The 20,133-nt window shown below is 69.4% G+C and carries 20 protein-coding genes; 10 read left to right on the top strand and 10 right to left on the bottom strand.

Annotated features, from left to right (window positions below; translation table 11 throughout):
- Window positions 1–117: 117 nt before the first annotated feature.
- The 4 genes from FJV41_RS35865 to FJV41_RS35850 all read right to left on the bottom strand — a co-directional run bounded on the left by FJV41_RS35865 (window position 118) and on the right by FJV41_RS35850 (window position 4,182).
- Window positions 118–1,179, bottom strand: coding sequence for a PEGA domain-containing protein (locus tag FJV41_RS35865; RefSeq protein ID WP_141647109.1), 1,062 nt, complete (start codon window positions 1,177–1,179; stop codon window positions 118–120).
- Window positions 1,180–1,236: 57 nt separating this feature from the next.
- The gene (locus FJV41_RS35860; protein ID WP_141647108.1) at window positions 1,237–2,379 is read right to left on the bottom strand and encodes a serine/threonine-protein kinase; all 1,143 of its coding nucleotides are present in this window, start codon (window positions 2,377–2,379) and stop codon (window positions 1,237–1,239) included.
- 208 nt (window positions 2,380–2,587) lie between these two features.
- Window positions 2,588–3,382, bottom strand: coding sequence for an imm11 family protein (locus FJV41_RS35855; protein ID WP_181791154.1), 795 nt, complete (start codon window positions 3,380–3,382; stop codon window positions 2,588–2,590).
- A 92-nt stretch (window positions 3,383–3,474) separates the two neighbouring features.
- Entirely contained in the window at window positions 3,475–4,182 is a 708-nt protein-coding gene (locus FJV41_RS35850; RefSeq protein ID WP_141647107.1) for a metallophosphoesterase family protein, read from the bottom strand.
- 498 nt (window positions 4,183–4,680) lie between these two features.
- On the opposite strand from FJV41_RS35850, the gene FJV41_RS35845 reads away from it, so the two are divergent.
- The 3 genes from FJV41_RS35845 to FJV41_RS35835 all read left to right on the top strand — a co-directional run bounded on the left by FJV41_RS35845 (window position 4,681) and on the right by FJV41_RS35835 (window position 7,815).
- Entirely contained in the window at window positions 4,681–5,691 is a 1,011-nt protein-coding gene (locus FJV41_RS35845; RefSeq protein ID WP_141647106.1) for an SPFH domain-containing protein, read from the top strand.
- Between the two features lie 25 nt (window positions 5,692–5,716).
- Window positions 5,717–6,637 (top strand): diacylglycerol kinase catalytic domain-containing protein, encoded by a 921-nt coding sequence (locus FJV41_RS35840; RefSeq protein WP_141647105.1) that lies wholly within the window; start codon window positions 5,717–5,719, stop codon window positions 6,635–6,637.
- Between the two features lie 89 nt (window positions 6,638–6,726).
- On the top strand, window positions 6,727–7,815 hold the full coding sequence (locus FJV41_RS35835) for a 6-phosphofructokinase (protein WP_141647104.1): 1,089 nt from the start codon (window positions 6,727–6,729) through the stop codon (window positions 7,813–7,815).
- A gap of 38 nt (window positions 7,816–7,853) precedes the next feature.
- On the opposite strand, the gene FJV41_RS35830 is transcribed toward FJV41_RS35835, so the two are convergent.
- The 3 genes from FJV41_RS35830 to FJV41_RS35820 form a co-directional block, all read right to left on the bottom strand.
- Complete coding sequence (locus FJV41_RS35830) at window positions 7,854–8,420, bottom strand: protease (protein ID WP_141647103.1); 567 nt, start codon at window positions 8,418–8,420, stop codon at window positions 7,854–7,856.
- A 121-nt stretch (window positions 8,421–8,541) separates the two neighbouring features.
- Window positions 8,542–9,648: a M35 family metalloendopeptidase gene (locus FJV41_RS35825; RefSeq protein ID WP_141647102.1), complete on the bottom strand. Its 1,107-nt coding sequence runs from the start codon at window positions 9,646–9,648 to the stop codon at window positions 8,542–8,544.
- Between the two features lie 479 nt (window positions 9,649–10,127).
- Window positions 10,128–10,625: a peroxiredoxin gene (locus FJV41_RS35820; protein WP_141647101.1), complete on the bottom strand. Its 498-nt coding sequence runs from the start codon at window positions 10,623–10,625 to the stop codon at window positions 10,128–10,130.
- A 417-nt stretch (window positions 10,626–11,042) separates the two neighbouring features.
- Here FJV41_RS35820 and FJV41_RS35815 point away from each other — a divergent pair, with 417 nt between their 5' ends.
- From FJV41_RS35815 to FJV41_RS35785, 7 genes are read left to right on the top strand one after another with little or no spacing between them, the layout of a single operon-like run.
- Window positions 11,043–11,465, top strand: a complete 423-nt coding sequence (locus FJV41_RS35815) for a PTS sugar transporter subunit IIA (RefSeq protein WP_141647100.1) — start codon at window positions 11,043–11,045, stop codon at window positions 11,463–11,465.
- A gap of 33 nt (window positions 11,466–11,498) precedes the next feature.
- Window positions 11,499–11,984 (top strand): PTS sugar transporter subunit IIB, encoded by a 486-nt coding sequence (locus FJV41_RS35810; protein ID WP_141647099.1) that lies wholly within the window; start codon window positions 11,499–11,501, stop codon window positions 11,982–11,984.
- A 4-nt stretch (window positions 11,985–11,988) separates the two neighbouring features.
- Window positions 11,989–12,705, top strand: a complete 717-nt coding sequence (locus FJV41_RS35805; protein ID WP_141647098.1) for a PTS sugar transporter subunit IIC — start codon at window positions 11,989–11,991, stop codon at window positions 12,703–12,705.
- Window positions 12,702–13,469 carry a PTS system mannose/fructose/sorbose family transporter subunit IID gene (locus tag FJV41_RS35800; protein WP_141647097.1) on the top strand — a complete coding sequence of 256 codons (768 nt, stop codon included), beginning with the start codon at window positions 12,702–12,704 and terminating at the stop codon, window positions 13,467–13,469. Before FJV41_RS35805 ends, FJV41_RS35800 begins: the two co-directional genes overlap by 4 nt.
- 20 nt (window positions 13,470–13,489) lie before the next feature.
- On the top strand, window positions 13,490–13,768 hold the full coding sequence (locus tag FJV41_RS35795; protein WP_141647096.1) for an HPr family phosphocarrier protein: 279 nt from the start codon (window positions 13,490–13,492) through the stop codon (window positions 13,766–13,768).
- 46 nt (window positions 13,769–13,814) lie between these two features.
- A complete protein-coding gene (gene ptsP / locus FJV41_RS35790; RefSeq protein ID WP_141647095.1) occupies window positions 13,815–15,629 on the top strand; it encodes a phosphoenolpyruvate--protein phosphotransferase in 1,815 nt (604 codons plus the stop codon).
- A 37-nt stretch (window positions 15,630–15,666) separates the two neighbouring features.
- Entirely contained in the window at window positions 15,667–16,083 is a 417-nt protein-coding gene (locus FJV41_RS35785; RefSeq protein WP_246137625.1) for a hypothetical protein, read from the top strand.
- A gap of 7 nt (window positions 16,084–16,090) precedes the next feature.
- Here the strand turns inward: FJV41_RS35785 and FJV41_RS35780 are convergent, their stop codons facing one another.
- From FJV41_RS35780 to FJV41_RS35770, 3 genes are all read right to left on the bottom strand, one after another.
- A complete protein-coding gene (locus FJV41_RS35780) occupies window positions 16,091–16,597 on the bottom strand; it encodes an MgtC/SapB family protein (protein WP_141647094.1) in 507 nt (168 codons plus the stop codon).
- An 11-nt stretch (window positions 16,598–16,608) separates the two neighbouring features.
- Window positions 16,609–17,208, bottom strand: a complete 600-nt coding sequence (locus tag FJV41_RS35775) for an MXAN_6521/LA_1396 family lipoprotein (protein ID WP_141647093.1) — start codon at window positions 17,206–17,208, stop codon at window positions 16,609–16,611.
- A 75-nt stretch (window positions 17,209–17,283) separates the two neighbouring features.
- Window positions 17,284–19,956, bottom strand: a complete 2,673-nt coding sequence (locus tag FJV41_RS35770; protein WP_141647092.1) for an efflux RND transporter permease subunit — start codon at window positions 19,954–19,956, stop codon at window positions 17,284–17,286.
- Window positions 19,957–20,133: the final 177 nt, after the last annotated feature.

Below are 20,133 nucleotides of genomic sequence, written 5' to 3'. Positions count from 1 at the left end.
GGGCGGGGCCAGCGAGGGCGGAACGGCATGGGGGCGGACCTCTGGGCAAGGACGGGGCGTGGGCGGCCAGGGCCCGCGTCTGAAAAGGAATGGGAGACAGCGGTGCGCGGCGGGGCTTCAGCGCACCCGGACGGCCGTGCGACGACCCGGCTCGACCTCGACGCTCATGCGACGCTTCACCTCGCCGTTGACGCGGACCTCCACGCGGGCGGGGCCGGCGGGGAGGTTCTGGGCGACGAGTGGGGGAAAGCCATAGGGACGGTTGTTGACCCAGACCTCGCCGTAGAGGGACGGAGAGGTGATGTCGAGCTCACCCCTGCCCGTCGCGGCGCTCTTCGCGACCGCTGCGGTGGCCACGGACGTGGGCGGAGACTCCACGGCGGCGGCGGCGGGCGCGGCGACGGCCACGGGGGGAGCGGGCGCGGCGGGCTTCGCGGCGACGGGCGGTGGTGGGGCCAACTGCTCGCTGAGGTCGCGGTTGATGGAGCGCACACCGTCCTCCTCCAGCTCCACCGTCTCCTCCACCAGCCGGCGGTCACCCTGTGCGAGCGCCACGCGGTACGTCCCCGCGCGCAGGGGCAGTCGCGCGGGCGTCAGGTCCACGGCCTTCCCATCCACCTGCACCACGAGGCCCGGCGGCGTGGACGTCACCAGCAGCAGGCCGCCGCGAGGCTCCTCCAGCACGGTGGTTTCTTCCCTGGGTTGCTGCTGCTGCGCACGAGCGGCGGCGGCCCTGGAGGCGCGCGTGCGGGCGGTCTGCCGCGTCGGGGGCTCCCGGGTCGCCTTGGCCTGCTCTCCGCGTCCCCGGCTGCGCTCGCGCGACTGGAGGTCGGTGGCGATGCGCAACAGCTCGACCAGGTCTCCGCCCGGTGTCTTGCGCAGGCTCAGCGCCTCGGTGAACTCGCTGACGGCGGTGTCGTAGTCGCGGTCTTCCAGCGCGGCGAGTCCGGCGGCGCGGCGCGCGCGGGCCAGTCCCTCGCTCGCGTCATCCACCGGCGGGGCGGTGACGGGGTCGGGCGGTGGCGGCGCGGCCGTCGCTGATGGAGGCCGGGGCGGCGTGACGGAGGCGGTGGCGGGAATGGCCTCCGTCGCGCGGCGCTTGCGCATCACGACGTACGCCATGGCGTTGACGGCGAGTGTTCCGACGACGATGACGGCAATCCAGGTCTTCTGTTTCATCCGCTTCTCGGTCTCACCGCATGCGCCACGTCAGCCCGGGCACGAAGGCCGTCATTCTCAGGCGACGAAGTACCAGAACAAGGCGCTGGCGCAGGCCGCGGCGCCCGCGGTCAATACGATGGGCCAGGGGAACGGCGGCTCTGCCAGCTCCACGGGGATGGCCAGCGCGGCGTCCGCCACCGGGCCGCGCGTGGTGGGAGAGGTCCGCTCCTCCACGGGAGGTCCAAGCCGCACGCTGGGGTTCGGCGTGCGCTCCAATGGCACGCCGCCGCTGGACATGCCGCTGGTGGATGACGAGCCGAACGCGGACAGCGCGGTGTTGTGGTGGCCCGTCTTGTCGGCGGGGAACAGCGACGTCACCAGCGTGGCCAGCTCGCGCCCGCCCGACGTCCAGTTCTGCGCGGCGCGGAAGCGCTCCAGGTCCATGGCCAGCTCACGGGCGCTCTGGTAGCGCGCGTCGGGCTCCTTCTCGAGCAGGCGCAGGATGATGCGCTCCAGCTCTGGCATGAAACCCGGTGACACCTGTGAAGGCGGAGTCACCTGCACCTGGGTGGCGGCGATGATGGTCTGCTCCACCGTCTCGCGCTTGAACAGCCGGCGTCCGGTGGACGCTTCGTAGAGGACGATGCCCAGGGAGTAGAGGTCCGAGCGGTGGTCCAGCTCCCGGTTGGTGATTTGCTCCGGGGACATGTACGCGTACTTGCCCTTCACCACGCCCACGCTGGTGCGCTCGACGTTCACCGCGCTCTTCACGATGCCGAAGTCGGCCAGCTTGACGATGCCGTCGCGCGACACCAGCACGTTGCCCGGCGTGACGTCGCGGTGCACCAGCTTCAGGGGCGTGCCGTCCGGCAGCGTCTTCGAGTGCGCGTACGCCAGCGCGTCCGCCACCGCGATGCCCACGTCCACCGCCACCCGCTGGCCCAGCGGGAAGTGCGACTTCCACGCGTGCCGGAGCACCCGGTCCAACGCCTGGCCCTGAATCCACTCCATGGCCAGGTAGTACTGGCCATCAATCTTCCCGAAGTCGAAGACCTGCACGATGTTCGGATGGGTCAGCAGCGCGGCGACCTTCGCCTCGTCCGCGAACATCCGGCTGAACGCCTCCAGGTTCGCGTACTCCGGCAGCACCCGCTTGATGACACACGGCTTGGAGAAGCCGTCCGGCCCGTCGATGGAGGCCAGGAAGATGTGCGCCATCCCACCCGCCGCGAGCCGTTGCAGAATTCTGTATTTCCCGAAGTAAACGTCCTCTGCGGGAACCGGCACTGGCGCGTCGAGCCTGTCCAACTTTCGCCTCAGGAATTAGCTGTAAGGCGAGAAAGATACAGTTGGTTTACCTACCCCACAAGTTCACGACCCCTCGGTGTCAAGCACTTTGGGCATCAAACTCTGGAAGTCGGGTGGGTCAGCCCCGGCGCGGCTTGCTCCGGGACTTGCGGCGGCGTTTGCGGGGGGCGGCCGGAGGGGTGACTTCGGCGAAGCGGACGCCGGAGACGCCGGCGTGCTCCAGGGCCTCCTTGATTCCCTCGGAGACGATGAGGCTGACGGGCCAGCCCCACGTGCGCAGCACCCGGGCGCCCTCGGTCTTCACGGGGTCGATGCGCAGGCCGCGAACGGTGCGGTAGTGACCCACGCGCTCGGGGGGGCCGTCCTCGGCGGTGTAGTGGGAGACCTCCGCGCAGGCGGTCTCGTCCAGGCAGCGGACCAGGCGGGTGGCGACGAGGATGAAGAACGACTCCGGCTCGCGCTCGACTTCCACGGGGATGAGCTGCACGTCGTCGGGGGCGAGCTCCCGGAAGATGGCGGCCACGGAGGCGTGGACGATGGGGGTGAGGCCCGCGCCCGCCAGGGAGAAGTCGAGGGGGCGGCCGGGGGGCTCGGCGGTCAGCTTCAGCCGACCCCGGTGCGGCACGGCGGCGCCGGATGTGAAGAACCAGACGGAGTTCATCTTCCGCCCGTCCAGGGACAAAGGGTCGCTCAGCTCGCGCCGGGCCGGGTTGCGGAAGTCGTCGTGCAGGTCGAAGTAGCGGGCCGCGCGGTCCGGAGCTTGCGAGGCGCGGCGGGCGGCGGGTGCTCGGCGGGCGCGGTCCGGAGCCTCCTCGGAAGGTACCTCGCCGCCGCGTGGAGACCCTTCGTCGGAGCTCGGACCCGGGATGCTCCGCGCGAGAAGCCGGAGCGCTTGGGTGAGCCGCCTGAACATCCGGCGATGTTACTTCGCCCGTCCCGGGTGGGAGCGAGCGGAACGTGAGGGGCCCGGCCCGTCGCCCCCTCCGCATCCGGACGGCCTGTGCGCTACCAGGTGGTGTGCAGCGCGTACTGGCCGGCGCGGGTGTCCAGGCTGAGGAAGGAGAACTGGCCCTCCGAGCAGGTGCCGCTGTTGAGAAACAGCCGGCTGCCGTGCTCCACGCGCATGCCCTGGTGGGTGTGGCCGGTGACGACGATGTCCGCGGCGCTGTCGCTGGCGCGAGCCAGGGCCCACTGCTGGAAGGTGCAGCGCGCCGGGTCCGGCACCGCGTGCATCAGGCGCGCGTCCACGGCCTGGAACATGCGGAACATCGCGCGCAGGTGCATGCGCCGCAGCCACGCGCCCGTCCACACCGCGGCCTCCGAGAACCAGCGCGCCTTGCGGATGACCCAGTCGTGGTGGTGCCCATGGGTGAACAACATCCTGACGCCGTCGGCCTCGAGCACCAGCTGCTCGGGCGCGCCGAGCACCGTGCCGGCCACCAGGTCATGGTTGCCGTGGATGTAGTGGTACCTCGGCTCGGCGAAGCGGCGCACCAGCTCCGGATGGGCGGCGCGCGCGGCGGCCAGCTCGGCCGCCTGGTGGCCAGGAGCCCGGGACGTGAGCGTCTCGAAGATGTCGCCCAGCAGGACGATGCGCTCGAAGTTGCCTTCCAGCACGCGCAGGAAGCGGGCGAAGGCGGAGTCCTCGTGGCCGAAGTGGTCCGCCACGTCGCGCCTGCCCAGGTGGAGGTCTGAAATCACCGCGATGTGCATGGCGTGTCCCCTCCCGTGGATTTGCAAGGGCGGGGCCCGGGGCGGCGGGCCGCGAGCGTCATGATTCGCCCGAGCGGGTGTGTCGCGTGGCTTCCCAGCCTGGGGCGTCGAGTCGTCCCTTGGTGTCGAGGCATGCTGCTCCTGGTGATTTCACCGCCGACTTCGTCCCGAAGGAACCGGACCAGGGCTTCCCCGCAACCCTGCGCACGCGAGCCCCATTCGTCCACGACTGAAGACCTTCTTTTGTCGCCCGCCGGATTTTCAGCGGCTCGGGAATCGACCCTGACGCGGTGATGACGCGCCGGGCCGGGAGTGGGGTGGCCGAGCAGCGCATCCTCGCCCTGGACCCCTGTCGAGGCGACGCACGGCCTCCCGCTTCGCGGTGACGGACGCCGACCGCGCGTGGGCCGGTGGGCCGCTCCGTCGCTTTGATTTGATTTTGTGTTAATTGGACACTAAGTATGTGTCGAAGGTACACGAAGCAGCGAGGGCGGGCGCATGGTCATCGGGTACATGAAGGCGGCACCGACGTCGTATGTGATGCAGTTCGAGGGGGGACAGGTGGTGCGAGAGGGGGCGGGGCTCTCGTTCTTCTACTGGAAGCCGTCCGCGACGCTGGTGAGCGTGCCGCTGTCGAGCGTGGACGTGCCCTTCGCGTTCAACGAAATCACGCGGGACTTCCAGGCGGTGACGCTGCAGGGGCAGCTCACGTACCGGGTGGCGGACGCGCGCAAGCTGTCGTCGCTCCTGGACTACTCGCTGGGGCCGTCGGGGCGGTATCGCTCGGAGGACCCGGAGAAGTTGCCGGAGCGGCTGGTGCAGGTGGCGCAGGTGCGGGCGCGCACGGTGGTGCAGGGGATGGCGCTGCGCGAGGTGCTGGTGGGGGCGCAGACGATTGAAGCCCAGGTGCTGGCGTCGCTTTCGGCGGCGGAGCCCATCCGGGCGCTGGGGGTGGAGGTGATGGCGTTCTCGCTCCTGTCCGCGAAGCCGACGCCGGAGATGGCGCGGGCGCTGGAGGCCGATGCGCGCGAGGGCCTGCAGCGTCAGGCGGACGAGGCCATCTACGCGCGGCGCAACGCGGCGGTGGAGCAGGAGCGCCGCATCAAGGAGAGCGAGCTGGCGACGGAGCTGGCCGTGCAGGAGCGGCAGCGGCAGATTCGCGAGGCGAAGATGGCGGGGGACATCGCGGTGGAGGAGCAGCGCTCGGCGCTGATGGAGCGCTGGGCGCAGAACGAGAAGCAGGCCGCCGACGCGCGGGCCTACGCGCTGGAGAAGACGCTGGCGCCGGTGCGCGGGGTGGACTGGAAGACGCTGATGGCCACGTCCGCGAGCGGCGGGGACCCGGCGCTGAACATCGCGCTCGCCTTCCGGGAGATGGCGGAGAACGCGCACCGCATCGGCGAGCTGAACGTGTCGCCGGACCTCTTGAACTCGCTGATGAACTCGGGCGCGAAGCCGCCGAGGGACACCCCGCGGAATGCCACGCAGGGGCCTGCCCGCGAGCGCTGAGTCACCACGAGGGGAGGGCCGGGCCATGTTCGAGAAAATCCTGCTCGTCACCCGCCGCACGCGGCTGGCGGGGCTGGTGGAGCGCTTCAACACGAAGAAGCAGGCGAAGTTCTACGTGGAGCACGCCGGGCAGGACTTCGAGGAGTTCGAGCGCGAGGACGAAGCCTATGTGCGCGCGGTGGACCGGCTCCGGGACTCGCTGGACGTGGGGCTTCCCGTGCAGCACGTGGACCGCGGCCTGGTGCCCACCTTCCTCTTCAGCGGGAAGGAAATCGTGGTGGTCGCCGGGCAGGACGGGCTGGTGGCGAACGTGGCCAAGTACGTGGGGGAGCAGCCGCTGGTGGGCGTGAATCCGGACCCGGAGCGCTTCGACGGCGTGCTCCTGCCCTACGAAGTCGCGGGGGCGCGTGGCGCGGTGCGCAAGGTGCTCGAGGGCAAGGCCCGGCTGCGCGGCGTCACGCTGGCGGAGGCCCGGCTGGAGGATGGGCAGCGGCTGTTGGCCTTCAATGACTTGTTCATCGGCGCGCGGACGCACGTGTCGGCGCGCTACAGGTTGAGCCATGGCGGACAGGAGGAGTCGCAGTCGTCCAGTGGCGTGCTGGTGTCCACGGGGGCGGGCTCCAGCGGGTGGCTGTCCTCCATCTTTACCCTGGCCCGGAGCCTCACCGCGCAGACGGGCGGCGTGCCGGGCGCGCCGTGGCGGCTGGGGTGGGAGGAGCCCCGGCTGGCCTTCGTGGTGCGCGAGCCCTTCGTGAGTCGTCACTCGGGCGCGGAGGTGGTGGGCGGCTTCGTGACGGAGGAGCAGGAGCTGGTGCTGGAGTCGAGGATGCCGTCGGGGGGCGTCATCTTCAGTGACGGGATGGAAGAGGACTTCCTGGTTTTCGGCGCGGGGGCGCGGGCGCACATCCGTCCGGCGCGGCAGCGCGCGCGACTGGTGGTGGGCTGAGCTTCACGGGGGCGGTGTTCCTCGCGCTATGGTGACGCCTCACGGACGCTCGCGGCGTCCCGCGCTGGAACACGCACGAGGAGAGGCTCATGGCCAGGACACTCGCGGTGATGACGTCTGGCGGGGATTCGCCGGGGATGAACACGGCGCTGCGCGCCCTGGTGCGCGTGGCGGCGGTGCGCGGCGTGCGCGTGCTGGGCGTGGAGTTCGGTTACGAGGGGTTGATGGAGGGCCGCTTCCGCGAGCTGACCCGGCCCGACGGCGAGGGTGGCCCGCTGGTGCCGGAGCCGGAGCTGGATGCGAGCGGCCAGTTGGGCGGGACCATCCTGGGCAGCGCCCGCAGCCAGCGCTTCATGACGCCGGAGGGACGCGCGGACGCGGCTCGGAGGCTGGAGGATTTGTCGGGCCTCGTCGTCATCGGCGGCAACGGCAGCCTCACCGGCGCGCACCTGCTGGCGCGCGAGTGCAAGACGCCCATCGTCGGAATTCCCGCCTCCATCGACAACGATATCGGCTGCAGCGCGTCCGCCATCGGCGTGGACACCGCGCTCAACACGATTGTGGAGGCGTGCGACCGCATCTCCGACACCGCGCGCGCCCACCGCCGGGCCTTCATCGTCGAGGTGATGGGCAGGCACTGCGGCTACCTGGCGATGGCGGCGGCCGTCTCCGCGGGCGCCGACGCGGTGCTGTTCCGGGAGCAGGGCAGGGGCGAGGCGGACATCCTCCAGGCGCTGGAGGACCTGGTGCGGCGCAACCTCGCGGAGGGACGCACCAAGCGCCGGGTGCTCGTGCTGAAGGCGGAGGGCGTGGAGCTGCCCACGCCGCTGCTCGTCTCGCGGCTCCAGGAGCGCTTGAAGGACCTGAAGGGCGTGGAGGCGCGCGGCATGGTGCTGGGCCACCTGGTGCGCGGCGGCAGTCCCACCCACCATGACCGGATGATTGCGGGCCGGCTCGCGTTCGCCGCCGTGGAGGCCGCGCTGGAGGGCGCCACTGACTTGATGGTGGGCTGGCAGTCCACGGTGCCCGGCGGCCAGACGACGCCGGACCCGTATGTGAAGCGCTATCCGCTGGAGCAGGTGCTGGCGGAGACGGCGGCGCTGCTGGATGGCAGCAGCCCCGTCACCCAGCGGCGCGTGCGGATGATGGAGTCCGTGCAGGGCGTGCTCGCGCTGTAGCCCGCGCGCGAGCGCCCCGAGCGCTTCCACCTCGCGACCTACGTGACAGTCACCACGACCTCGGGGCACTTCAGCGCCACGTCGTGGTATTCGCCCGCGAGGGCGGGGACCTTCGCCTGGTCCGAGGTGACGTCCATCAGCGGTCCCCGGAAGGTGATGCGGTAGGTGCCCGGCTCCTGGAGCCCGTATGCGAGCGCCGCGTCCACCGTGCCCTCCACCGACTCCCCGGGGGCGATGGTCGCGTAGGAGGACGCATCCGGTGGCCCGCGCTTCATCATCGGACCTCCGTAGGAGAGCTCCGCCGCCGAGTCCGCGCGTGTCACCGTGAAGATGTTGTTGCGGATGCCTTCCAGTGGCGTGTGCCACTTGAGCACGTACAGGGGCTCTTTCGTGGGGTTGGTGAGCTTGAACACCAGCTCCACCGGCTCACCCGCCTTCACCTGCGCGGGGCCGCTCAGCGAGCACTCCAGCGTCTTCGCCACGGCTGCCTCCTCCTGTTGCCGCGCGTCCGCTGGCGGCGCTGTCTCTTCCTTGCGCGACGCACAGCCCGCCCCGGTGATGGCCAGGGTCAGCAGCGCGATGCGGCCCACATGTCCACGCGTCATGGTTTGCTCCGCCCTCGGAAGACGGCGTGGGGCACAAGGCCTCGCGCCGCCCGGAAAACAAAACGGGGGCGCCCGGCCGCGCCCCCGCTTCGCGTCACATCATGTCACTGGAGGCCCGTCACTACTGCGCGGGCGTGTTCTCCGCGAAGTACTCGTGGCTGTCCGCGTTGTCGCGCGCGTTCGTCGGGCTGGAGTTCGCCAGGTTCTTGCAGGCGCTCTGTCCGTAGGCGTGGTCGTCCGTGTCCGCCACCACGGTGAAGTGGCTGATTTCGTGAATCAGCGTGCCGGCCTTGGAGTCCGTGCCCGTCGCGGGCGCGGGCCAGAAGGCGTTGCACACGTAGATGCGGTAGGGACGGTTCTTGTAGACGTACGCGTAGGCGCTGTCCGTGCAGCCACAATCGACGATGACCGACTGGTTGTTGAAGCCGCTCAGGATGGCGTTGAAGTGGTTCTGGACGATGGTCTTGTTGGCCGCGCTGTACGTCCCGAACCACGTGGTGTACCGGAGGTACGGCGGCACTCCATTGACGAGGTAGTTGATGGAGTTCGTGGACATCGTCTTCGCGTTGGCGAACGCCGTCGTCACCTGGGTCGTCCGCGCGGCCGTGCAGTTCGCGGTGGACAGCGCCATGGAGGAGACGGTGCCGTCCTGGTCGGCGCCCACGTCGACGAAGGGGCGGCCCTCGACGAAGAGGTTCAGGCTGTCCGAGCGCAGTTGGGAGATGCCCTCGTTGCCCACGGTGGAGTCGTGCGCGTCCGAGTCGTAGCGCAGGCTGTAGTTGCCCGTGCGCGAGAAGTCATACGTCTCGCCCAGGTCCACCGTGTACGAGACGCTCTCGCCCGCGGCCATGCGCAGGAAGTCGCTCTCCACCGGCGTGGCCCACTTGTAGTGCCGGCCCTGGTACTCCACCGCCGCGCCGTCCACGGTGATGGCGAACAGGTCCTCCTTCAGCCCCTCCGTGGGCGTGTGCCACTTGAGCAGGCGCACCGTGTCCTTCGACACGTTGGTGAGCGTCACCGTCACGCTCACACCCTCACGCGCGGCCAGCGACTGGCGCGGCGTGGACAACTTCACGGCGACATCTCCGGCGACCGCGTCTCGCGCCGTCTCGGCCTCGACGGGGACCTCTACCGCCCGCTCCTCTGGCGAACCACAGGCACCCAGCAACGAGGCACTGATAACCGCACCCATCCACCAATTGAGGCGACCACCTGAGCTGAAGCTCATGTCGGACTTCCTTTCGGGGAATGCTTGGGAGTGACTTCGCGGAGTACGCGGCGGTCCTCATTCAGAGAATGCGGCCCTGTCGCGGTATTCGGCTTATAGCTCTTCCCAAGGAATCCCGTCCAGGCCCCGACACGTGGGCGTGGCTAGGGGCGCGCGTACGACACGAGCAGCGCCACCATGCACGCGGCGTAGCCGAGGACGACGGGGCCGAGCGCGAAGAGGACCGTGTCGTAGAAGCTTTCGGGTTGGGTATTCATGGCCGTGTTCCTTGCGTCGTGCCGCGCGGTCATCGCGTGGCATCCGGACACAAGAGCAAGGCATGGGCCACGGGCTTTACGGGGGCGGAAACCCAGGCGCTTCGCGGGGTTGGCGCGGTGGAGCGGGGGTGCGCTGCCCCGGGGGCCGCGCAACGTGTTCGCGCATGGGACGCGCCCGTGCGGCCGCGACATTCCGAGGCGCGCACGCGTGCATCCACCCCATCACTTCCCTGTGGCGGGAGCGGCTTCACCGGCGAGCGAGCGGACGAGCTCCAGGGAGCGCCGCACGTGTTCGCCCACGCGAATCTGGGATTCGAAGCTGTCGCGAATGACTCCGGCGCGGTCCACGACGAACGTCACGCGGCCGGGGAGCATGCCCAGGAAGGAGGTGCCGACGCCGAAGGCCTGGCGCGCCTCGCCCTTCTCGTCGCTGAGCAGCACGAAGGGCAGGCGGTGCTTGGCGGCGAAGCCCTGGTGGGACGCGGAGGAGTCACCGCTGATGCCCACCACTTCCGCGCCCGCCGCGACGAAGTCCTCGTACTGGTCTCTCAAGCCGCACGCCTGCACCGTGCAACCCGGCGAGTCGTCCCTCGGATAGAAGTAGACGACGAGCACCTTCTGCCCGGCCAGGTCGCGCAGGCGCACCGGCTGGTTGCCCGCTCCCGGCAGCGTCACGTCCGGCAGCGCATCCCCGGCCTTCAGCAGCTTCTGGTTCGCCACGCAGTCCTCCCGCATCGCCGGAGGTGGGGCCCGGCGTGCCCCAGGTGCGGCAGTCAACCATGCCCCGAGGGGAGGGGCGAGCTTGCGGACGAGCCCTCCCACTGAGTGGGGTGCCTGCACCCTCGCTGCCCGAGGGTGTGGGGGGCGTGGGCGCGCGCTTGTTGGTGCGAAGCATCTCCACCACCCCCTCCGCATCTCATGAACGTGGGGGATGCGACGGCGCTCCCCCGTCCGGCAGGCGACAGCCCTGCGCGAGGCCGGACCCGAAATTTCGGGCACGGGAGGCAATGGCGTCTTACCTTTCGAGACAAGACGTGAGAGCTTATCTAGGGTACAGGGCGGAAACTTTCGCCGGAGTTGCGCAACGTCGTGTTCAGGCGTAGGACGCGATCTCCGGGGGGTTGGTCAGGAGTGAACATGGTCGGCCTCGTCGTCGCATCGCACGGGCGTTTGGCGGAGGAGCTGGTCTCCACCGCGGAACAGATCGTGGGGAAACTCCCCGCGGTGGCAACCTGCAACATCGAGCCGGGGACTCCTGTCGAGGACATCCGCGCGAAGATGAAGCAGGCAGTGTCGCGCGTGGACACCGGTGACGGTGTCATCATCCTCGCGGACCTGTTCGGAGGTACGCCTTGTAAGGAGTCGCTGATGATGTGTCAGCGCATGAACCTGGAGGTCCTGGCGGGCGTCAACCTGCCCATGCTCCTCAAGGCCAACTCGCTTCGTTCCGAGCAGCTCACCCTCCCTGAGATGGCCAACCAGCTGGCATCCCATGGTCAGCGCAACATCACCTGTGCATCCGCCCTGCTTCGCGAGGCCCAGCAGCAACCGCGAACTTGACGGACCCGCGCGGGTCGGCGATTCGAGACTGCCGTGATCACCCTGGTCCGCGTCGACAACCGCCTCATCCACGGCCAGGTCGTCGAGGCCTGGCTGCCCCACCTCAAGGTGTCCCGCGTCGTGGTCGCGGATGACGAGGCTGCTTCCAGCCCGCTCATCCGCGCCGCCATGGCGCTGGCGGTGCAGAGCGCCATCGAGGTGCAGATTCTCCCCCTGTCCCAGGTGGACTTCGCGGCCCTGTCCAAGGACGGGGTGCGCACGCTGGTGCTCCTGCGCGACGTGGCCTCCGTGCCCTTCGCGTACGCGCACGGGCTGAACCTGGGAGAGCTCAACCTGGGCAACGTCCACTTCGGCACCGGCCGGCGGCAGGTGTCCCCGTCCGTGTTCCTGGCGGAGGCGGAGCTGCGCACCCTCCAGCAACTGGCGGAGCAGGGCGTGCGCGTGGAAGCGCGCGCGGTGCCGGCGGAGAAGCCGGTGGAGCTGCCGGACCTGTCCGAGCGGTGGGCGAAGGCCGGGTGAGCGCGTGAGCGTCGTCTGGACCCAGGTGGCGCTGGCGGGAGTGTGGGGCGGACTGGTGGCCGTGGAGCGCAAGGCGTTCCTCCAGGCCATGCTGTCCCGGCCGCTCGTGGCCGCCACCGTCATGGGTCTGCTCCTCAATGACGTGCCCTCCGGGCTGGGCGTGGGCCTCTTGCTGGAGCTGTTCTTCCTGGGCACCGCCAACCTGGGCGCGGCGCTGCCGGAGAACGACACGCTGGCGGCTACCGCCACCAGCGCCGCCGCGGGCACCATCACCCTGGCCTCCGGCGCGGGCTCCACGCCGGCCATCTGGTCCCTGGCGGTGCTGCTCTTCATCGGCATGGGCCGGGTGGGGCGGCGCGCGGACCGGCTGCTGGAGGGGTATACGGCGAGGCTCGCGCGTGTGGCCCTGTCGTCCGCGGAGACCGGCGACCTCACGCGCGCCATGCGGCAGAACCTGTGGGGCATGTGGCCGCACTTCGTGGTGTACGGCGTGCTGACGTCGCTGTGCGCGCTCGCCGGCTTCTTCGTGGAGCCGCTGCTCCAGGCGATGCCCCCCATGATGGTGCGCGGGCTGGCGTGGGCGTGGCCCGCCATGGCCTCCGTGGCGGCGGCCATCGCCGCGCAGGGCAGCCACGCCAGGCGCGCTCCGCTCTACGCGGCGCTGGGCGCGGCGGCCGTGACGGTGACGGTCGTCTTCTTCCTGCTCCAGGAGCGCACGTGAGCGCTCCCGATGCCCCGCTGCCCTGGACGGTGCTGCTGCGCGTCTTCATGCGCTCGCTCTTCCTCCAGGCGTCGTGGAACCCCAAGGGCATGCAGAACCTGGGGCTGGCCTACGCCGTCTTCCCCGCACTGGAGCGGCTGTACGCGTCCGGCGCCGCGCGCGAGGAGGCCGTCCGCCGGCACCTGGTCTTCTTCAACACCCACCCCTACGTGGCCGCGGCCATCGTCGGCGGGGTGGTGTTCCACGAGGAGCGAATCGCCCGGGGCGAGGAGACCCCGGACAAGGTCGTGGCCTTCAAGGCGGCGCTGATGGGGCCGCTGGCCGCGCTGGGGGACGGCTTCTTCTGGCTGTCGCTCAAGCCCGCGGCCGGGGCGGTGGGCGCCGCGCTGGTGCCGCTCATGGGGCTGTGGGCGGTGCCGGTGTTCCTGGTGTTCTACAATCTGGTGCACCTGCTCCTGCGGGTGCGGCTGTACTGGCTGGGGCTCACCCTGGGAGACCGGCTGGTGGAGGCGGTGGCGCGGGCGAACCTGCCGGCCCGGGGGGCGCGGCTCAGGACGGTGGCGGCGCTGTGCGCTGGCGGGCTCGCGGCCTGGCTGGCGGTGTCCTTTGGGGCCAACGCGGGTGGGGCGCATGCGCCCCTGCTGGCGGCCGGGTGCCTGGCCCTGGGGGTTGCATCCTACGTGCTGGTCAGCCGTCGGGTGCCCAACTACGTGGTGCTCTACCTCGCGGCGATATTGGCCGGCGCGGCGGGTGCCTTCCTTTAAGACGAGAGGTAGGAGTCGCGATGGCAACCGAGGCTGTAGGAACATACGAGATCATCAACGAGCTGGGGCTCCATGCTCGGGCGGCGGCGCAGATGGTCAAGGTGGCCAACCGCTTCAAGAGCGACGTCCTCATCGAGGCCCAGGGTCAGCGGGCCAACGCCAAGTCCATCATGGGCGTGCTGATGCTGGCGGCGGCCCAGGGGGTCCAGGTGAAGCTGACGTGTAAGGGAGACGACGCCGAGGCGTGTCTCCAGGAGCTGGCAAAGCTCATCGCCGACCGTTTTGGCGAGTCGAAGTGACGGGTGAGAATGAAAATGCGGTAGGACTCGGAGGGAAGAAAGACACGTGAGCAGCCAGGCCACTCCCACACTGAGGTTGATGGGCATCGGCGCCTCACCCGGCGTGGCGGTAGGCCACGCCTTCATCCTGGACCGCAAACGCATCCGCACGCCGAAGCTGAGGCTGGCGGAGGCGGAAGTCGAGCCCGAGCGGATGCGGATGAAGACGGCGGTGGACTTGTCCGACCGCCAGCTCGCCGAGCTCAAGGATCAAATCACGCGCACCGAGGGCTCCGACCACGCCCTCATCCTGGAGGCGCATCGGCTGATGCTCCACGACCCGATGCTGGTGGACGCCGTCAACCAGCTCATCGTCGAGGACCGCATCAACGCCGAGTGGGCCGTCCGCCGCGTGGCCCGCAAAATCAAGCACCTCTTCGACAACATCCCGGACGAGTACTTCCGCGAGCGGCGCTCCGACGTGGACTACGTCGCCGACCGCATCATCCGCAACCTGATGGGCCAGGTGGTGGACGAGGAAGTGGAAGTCCCCGCGGAGGCCATCGTCGTCGCACATGACCTGCCCCCGGCCGACGCCGCCATGATGGCGCGCAGCGGTCGGGTGGCGGGTTTCGTGACGGACCTGGGCGGCCAGACGAGCCACACGGCCATCGTCGCCCGCGCGCGCGAGACGCCCGCGGTGGTGGGCGCTGGAAGGGCCAGCGAGCAGATCTCCCCCGGGGACCTGGTGGCCATGGATGGCACCCGGGGCATCATCCTGGTCAACCCCACGGAGGAGCAGCTCCAGAGCTTCCGCGAGGAGCAGCGCCGTCACCAGGAAGCCGAGCAGGTCGCGCTGGCGACGAAGGATTTGGAGGCCATCAGCACCGACAGCTTCCGCATCCGGCTCAACGGGAACATGGAGTTCCTGGAGGAGATTCCGTCGCTCCTGGCGCACGGCGCGGAGGGCATTGGCCTGTACCGCACCGAGTTCATGTTCCTGGACCGGAAGACGGCGCCGACGGAGGAGGAGCACTACCGCGCGTACCGTCAGGTGCTGGAGGCCATGGGCGGGCGCCCCGTCACCATCCGCACGCTGGATTTGGGCGGCGACAAGGTGCCGGGCAAGACGAAGCACGAGAAGGAGCCCAACCCGGCGATGGGCCTGAGGGCCATCCGCTACTGCCTGTCCAACCGCGAGCTGTTCCGCACGCAGCTTCGCGCGCTCCTGCGCGCCAGCGTGCACGGCAACCTGCGGCTGATGTTCCCCCTCATCTGCGGGGTGAGCGAGCTGCGCGAGGCCCGGAGCGAGCTGGAGGCGTGCCGCACCGAGCTGGGCCGCGCGGGGTTGCCCGTGGGCAAGCGCTTCCCGGTGGGCATCATGGTGGAGACGCCGAGCGCGGCCATCATCGCGGACCGGCTCGCGCAGGAGGCCGACTTCTTCTCGGTGGGGACCAACGACCTCATCCAGTACTCGCTGGCCATCGACCGCCAGAACCGGGAGGTCGCCTACCTCTACCGGCCGCTGCACCTGTCCGTGTTGCGCATGCTGGAGACCATCGTCGGCGCGGCGAAGGCCGCCAACATCCCCGTGTCCATGTGCGGGGAGATGGCGGGAGACCCGCTCTACACGCTGGTGCTGCTGGCGCTCGGCTTCGACGAGCTGTCGATGACGTCCGGGCAGATTCCCGCCGTGAAGCGCTTCATCCGCCGGGTGAGCCGCGTGGACGCGGCGGAGCTGCTGCGCGAGGCGATGGAGCTGACCACCGCCGAGGAAATCGAGCGCTTCATGCGCACGGAGATGGACCGGCGCTTCGTCGACACGCCGGACCGCGCGCCGGAGCTGACCGGTGACGCGCCTTCCGGGCGCACCACGGGCTGAAACCCCCACGCCTGCGTCCGGGGCGTGGTGCGGGGGCTTGCCCGTCTGGCTGCCCGGCGGGTGGCCCATGCCGGAGCGCGCGGGCCATGCCCAGCTTTCAAGTCAGCAGGTCGAACACCTGACCTGGGAGGCGGGCGTGTTCAATCCAGCGGACATCCAGAAGGGCATGACGGCGCGGGACAGGGACGGGGAGAACCTGGGCCTCATCGTCTCCGTCGACGAGATGGGCTTCTTCATCGAGAAAGGCAGCTACTTCCCGAGAGATCACCGGGTGGCCTTCTCGGACGTGTCGGACATCGACCGGGACGACGTGTACCTGCGCGAGGACCTGGCGAGCCTGCCGGGGGTCCGCCCGGACGTGCTGGAGGCGCGCGGAGAGGCGGCCCGCCACGCCGTCCTCCACCATGACGCGACGGGTGCGCTGGGCGTCATTCCCGGAGACCTGGACCGGTAACCGCGCTTCAGTCCGGGCCCTCCTCGTCGGGGTGCGCGGAAACCCCGCCCTCCACCTTCAGCCCCTTGCGGACACGGTGTCGTCGGATGGCGCGCTCCAGGGGACGCAGGCCCGCGAGCGCCAGGAGCGCGATGACCACCGTGGTGCCGGCCGCCCAGTGGAAGCCCATGCCGGTGGCCAGCCCCACGGACGCGGTGAGCCACAGGTTCGCCGCCGTCGTCAGGCCCTTCACCTGGCCCTGGTCGCGGATGATGGCGCCCGCGCCCAGAAAGCCGATGCCCACCACCACCTGGCTGGCGATGCGGCTGACGTCCGCGCGCGAGCCGTCCGGGGAGTCACCGCCCAGCGTCCACTCGACGAAGACGCTGGCCAGCGTGAAGAGACAGGCGCCCAGGGAGACGAGGATGTGCGTGCGCAGCCCGGCGGCCTGCCCCCGCAGCTCCCGCTCCAGGCCGAGCACGGCGCCGAGCAGCGCCGCGACGCCGAGCCGCAGGGCGATGAGTGTCTCGTCCACGAGGGACGAGCCTACTCACCCAGCTCGATTTTCTCGTCCTTGTCCGCTTCCGTCAGTTCGGGATTGGGCAGCGTCTCCAGCGTGGCCGCCAACAGCTTCGTGGTGGGCACGACGTAGGGGGCCACTTCCTCGCCCAGCTCCTCGCTGAACTTCGTCACGCGCGCCGCGTAGTCCTCGTCGCGCGAGCTCCAGCTCCCCGCCGCCTCCGCCGCCCAGACCTCCTGGCCGTCGGTGCACCGCAACAGCTGGGCCTTCACCTCGGCCTCCGCGCCGTCGCCCTTGAGGCTGACGCTCGGGTCCAGCCAGAGCACGCCCTCCACGCCCTCCACGCACAGCCCCTTGAACGTGGTGTCCGAGGGCCGGCCCGGCAGCGCGACGTTGTCCTTCACGATGAAGTCGCGGTTCTGGTTCACCCACTGGCGGGCGATGAGGCTCCACAGCTCACCCACCGCGGGCTTTTCGTCCGGGAGCGGCTGCGCCACCACCACCAGCCGCTTCGTCGCCTTGCGGTCCACCTGCGCGTAGTCGCCTCGTACGCGGTGCGTCTTCACCGCGGAGCAACCCGCCAACAGCCCCAGCCCGAGCAGGGGCGCCCATCGCATCATCCTCATGATGTCCCTCTCCCGGCCCCCTTCGGGTGAAGGGGGCCTCGTTACCGCGCCGTTGCGTGACGCGTACCGCGTGCTTCAGGCCGCCCGCGTCGAGCTGTCCTCACCGCCGCCGGCCTGGGGCGCATCTCCCCCTGGGGCCGACTCGCGCCGCCGCCGGTCATGCATGAGCTGCATCACCGCGGCCAGCACCGTGAAGGACACCACCAGCGTGGTGATGAGGCCGATGCAGGCCACCATGCCCATGGAGCGCAGGCCGTTGTGCTTGGCGGCCAGCAGCGCCGCGAAGCCCGCCACCGCCGTCAGCGTGGAGGACGCCACCGCCGCGCCCACGCTGCGCAGGGCGACGAGCGGCGAGGTGCCTTCCAGGAAGCGATGCAGGAGGTACAGGCCGTGACTCACCCCGAAGCCCAGGAGGATGGGCAGGATGATGATGTTCATGAAGTTCAGCCGCAGGCCCGTCAGCGACATGATGCCGAGCATCATCGCCACGCCCACGCCCAGCGGAATCACCGACGCCAGCGCCAGCTTCGCGTTGCGGAAGTCCAGGAAGTGCATGGCCAGAATCCACAGCGCCGTGAGCACCACCGTCACCTTGCCGTCCCAGAGGACGATGCGCGCCAGCTTCGCGTAGAGCTGGGTGGCGCCCGCGGCGCGGAACTCCTTCTGCGCGGTGGGGCCCGGCGGGTCGAAGTCGTCCTTGTCGAAGCGGCCCGGGTTGTACGTGACGGGGATGCCGCGCGTCTCGTCCGCGAACTGCATCATCTTCTGGCCGTCGAACAGGTCCACGCTCGAGTAGATGAACGTGAGGTAGCCCTTGTTCTGCGCGGTGGGCAGGTTCTTGAACTGGGCCTTGTAGTTATCCGGCACGCCGTGCACGTCGAAGGGCTTCGCATCCAGCACCTTCATGAAGAACGTGGCCTTGTCCTGCATGTCCGGCGGGAGCGCGGAGATGGAGAAGCCGCGCGCCTCCAGGTTGGCCATGTCCTGCTTCCACTCCTGGAGCACCTTCTCGTTGGCCTTCGCCGTCGCCTCGGGCGGCACGAAGGTGAAGATGCTCACCACCTGGTCGATGGACGGGTACTTGTGCGCGTTCTGCGTCAGCTCCCGGTACACGCCCTCCGCCTCGTCCAGGTCCTTCGTATAGACGGCCATCGGGTCGCTGGAGATGTTGAAGCGGACGTTGATTTCGTCCTGCAGCAGCACCGACGACATGCCGTCCGGGATGAGCGCGCGGGTGTTGTAGTTGAAGCCCACGCCGTGCTTCACGCGGTCGAAGAAGCTCAGTGCGCCCTCGGGCGGCTCGCCCGTGCCCGCCCAGGGGACGGCGGCGGCGCAGATGAGCGCGACGATGGCGGTGCTCACGCCCAGCACCAGGCCGGGACGGGGGATGCGCAGCTCCTGGCCGCTGGAGGAGTTGACCGGCGGCGGCTTCATCTCGCCGATGAGCTTCTTGGGCCACTCAGGGTTGATGCGGCCGACCAGCGCCAAGAGCGACGCGCTCCACACGAAGAGCGTCAGACCCAGGATGAGCGTGCCGCAGCCGGCCAGGAAGCCGAACTGGGAGAATCCGCGGAACTCGCTCACCATCAGCACGAAGAAGGAGCCACCCGTCACGATGGCAGCCACCGCCGCGGGGCGGCCCGCGTTGACGAAGGCGTCGATGATGGCCACGTCGTACGGCTTGCCCGCGCCCAGCTCCAGCCTCGTGCGGAAGGTGAAGTGGATGCCGTAGTCGATGCCGAACCCCATCAGGATGCCGCCCAGGATGGACGTAATCATGTTGAGTTCGCCAATCGTCGCGTAGGTGAAGCCCAGCGTATAAATCGTCCCAATCACCGTGCCGCTGACGACGATGAAGGTCGGCGCCAGCTTGCGGAAGAAGAGGATGGTGATGGCGAAGATGGTCACCAGCGCGATGACGGTGACGGGCTGCAGCGACTCTTCAATGGCGAAGGAGTCGTCCACCGTCGTCTTGTACGAGCCGGTGTAGCCGTAGGCGATGAGGTTCGAGTCGCCCATCAGCTTGTAGTCCTCGACCAGCTTCACCTTGCCGGCCTGCGTGGAGTACGCGGCCAGGTCCTTGTTGAGCTTGTCGAGGTAGTCCTTCGTCTTGCCAATCTCCGTGGTGTCCCACATCGGCTTGACGAGGATGAGCACCATCTTCTTGTCGCTGGAGATGTTGTAGTCGTCGCGGATGCTCTTCTTTCCGACGGACGAGTACTTGTCGACCAGGTCCTGCATGTCCAGCTCCACCGGCTTGGTGGCGCCCATGTCGATGTAGAAGGGGTTGCTGCGGCGAAGCTTGTCCTCGAGGAAGGCCATGATGCGGCGCTTGCCCTCGACCAGGTCCTCCGTCTTCACGAAGAGGACCATGTTCTGCTGGATGAACTCGACGGGCAGTTTGTAGGAGACGGTGCGGACGTTCTGCTTGTCGGCCTCGAGCATGCCGGCGATGTCGTCGGCGGTCCGCTTCATCGCGGCCTCGTCCGTCGAGCGCAGGGCGAGCATCAAGAAGCCGCTGCCCCCCACCATGTCGATGACCTGCTTGACGTCCTTCACCTCCGGCAAATCCTGGGAGATGAGGTCGAGCTGGTTGGAGTTGATGCGCAGCTTCAGCGTGGCCCACGTGGACACGGCGAGCAGGGTCAGCAGTACGGCCAGGATGGTGCCTGGACGACGGACCAGCAGCTCGGCGAAGGCGTAGGCGAAGCGAGAATGCGAGTTCGGGTTTCGAGGAGCGCCGCTCATTCGCGGGCGACCCTACCGACAAACGCGCTGCCCCGGAAGCACGGCCCACCTGCCCGGCTGGCTTCCTGGCCACGGAGAAACCCGGGACCGGGCTCGGGAATAATTGACAGGGCGCCGACGAGCCCTCAGTGCCCCTCTTCCACGGGGAGGGCGGCGGGCAGCGGCTCGGGTGGGGCG

The sequence above is a fragment of the Myxococcus llanfairpwllgwyngyllgogerychwyrndrobwllllantysiliogogogochensis genome (assembly GCF_006636215.1).
GTDB classification, from domain to species: Bacteria; Myxococcota; Myxococcia; order Myxococcales; family Myxococcaceae; genus Myxococcus; species Myxococcus llanfairpwllgwyngyllgogerychwyrndrobwllllantysiliogogogochensis.
This window is presented reverse-complemented; position numbering and strand designations above follow the sequence as displayed.